1 protein-coding gene is annotated in these 1,866 nt (G+C 39.8%); it reads right to left on the reverse strand.

Annotated features, from left to right (window positions below; all coding sequences use genetic code 11):
• Window positions 1–290: 290 nt before the first annotated feature.
• Complete coding sequence (locus DCM90_RS09675; protein ID WP_001821303.1) at window positions 291–1,637, reverse strand: IS1380-like element ISSpn5 family transposase; 1,347 nt, start codon at window positions 1,635–1,637, stop codon at window positions 291–293.
• Between the last annotated feature and the right edge of the window lie 229 nt (window positions 1,638–1,866).

Here is a 1,866-nt window from a genome sequence, read left to right on the forward strand (position 1 = left end):
ACTCTTGTAAATTTTTAAGAAAGCAATAGAAGGGTTTTGTTCAACGTATAATATAGAGAATTGAAATAAGATATGAACAGCTCTATCAGGAAAGTTAAACCCAAATCATTCATACCTCTCTCAACTAGATGTAACTTACAAAACCCCTGACCTCATGAGCCACTTTCTTCCTCCTCATGAGGTCAGTTTTACTTTCTGCTGTTCCAGTATCGTTTTTCCTCGCTAGATTTCCTCAAAAGGGCAGACTCCTCCCTTGGTGCGTCACACGATTTTTTCATCTCGACTGTTCTTTAATGCATCATTAACGACGCTTTTTTTCTAGGTGGTTCATAAGGAACAGGAAGATTCAGGTTGACTTTTCTAATCCTAGAATAAAGTGCTGAAAACAATTCGGAATAGGCATAGAGACTAGACAATTTGAGGAGCTGCTTGCGTCCTGTTCGAACACATTTTCCCACCACGTGAAGAAAAAGATGGCGGAAGCGTTTGATTGTTAAAGTTTGGAAGTCACCTCCAGCTAGATGTTTGAGAAAAAGATAGAGATTGTAGGCGATACAGCTCATCATCATACGAACTTCGTTTTTGATTAAGGTTGAACTATCCGTTTTATCGCCAAAAAATCCCTCCTTCATCTCCTTGATGAAATTCTCGGCTTGACCACGTCCACGATAAAGCTGAAACTGGTCTTGGCTTGTTCCACTCGTCATATTTGTAACGAGAGAAATAACATCGTAGAACAAGTTTCCTTCTTTTCGTTCAGAGAACTGGCAGACACGACGCTTGTGCGACCAAGATCCTGCTTGATAGAGAGTTTCTGAGTAGGCGGAGTGGGGCAAGATGGTTAAGTCCTCATCCTGTGGGCAAGGGAGGGAAAGGTCTCCAAGACGGCTCAGAACAGTATTTTTCTTGAGTTTTATGAGGTAGTATTGCCCTGTTTTTTCAATTAAATCGTATAATTTTGGGGTCGCAAAGCCACTATCTATTCGAAAGAGAAGTTGATTAAACCGTTCTAAAACAGGTGTGATAAAGCTGTCTGCCTCTTCAGAACAATAACGATTACCAGGACGAAGCTGGGCATTGAAACAATAACCTGTCTTCCCCTCGAAAGCATAAAGAGGATGATAGCCATGAGCACGATAGTGGGCGTTATAAGCAACACCTTCTTGCTTGCCATAAGTTGTGAAATGGGTAGAATCGATATCTACAATGAGTTGGTTTAGCTGGTGAAACTGTAAAAAGAATTCGACCAATTCAAGGTTGAGGCATCGCAAACTATGGACTGTTTCCTCGTCAGTTCTGGAAAGAAAACGGGATAAGGTTGGCTGTGAAGCAAGCTGCCCTCCTTCCAACAATTTTGGAAAGTAGGCATCAGCTGACAATTCTTTACAAGCATAGTCCGTTCCATAACCTGTTAACAGTTGAAAGAGGAACTGGACAAGGATATCTGAATCCGAATAACGACAGTAGCGGCGTTGGTCATTCGTTGCTAAATACTTAGAAATCCGCTCTTTTAGTTTCAACTGGGAAAAAAGTTCCTGAAAAAAGATAAGACCACCATACTGGGTTAAATGACCTCCATCGAAAGATAGTTGGTAAAAAGACTTGTTTTGGAAGTGATGATTTGGTAAACTGTTCATGTGAGTTTCCTTTCTTTTTGTGTTTTTTTCTACACTTATACCATAAAGGGGAAACTCTTTTTTGTCTAGTAAAAAACACCCATTGGGTGAAAAAAGAAACCATCCAGGATCTAAGCTAAGGCAAGGATTCTGGATGGTTTTTAGATTAGGGGTGAATAATTGGGGTTAAATTAATTTATAGAAATATTTTAGTATTTAAGGCCTACTGTTATAGATTCAATACACTATA

This window comes from Levilactobacillus bambusae, from assembly GCF_003124125.1.
Lineage (GTDB): Bacteria > Bacillota > Bacilli > Lactobacillales > Lactobacillaceae > Levilactobacillus > Levilactobacillus bambusae.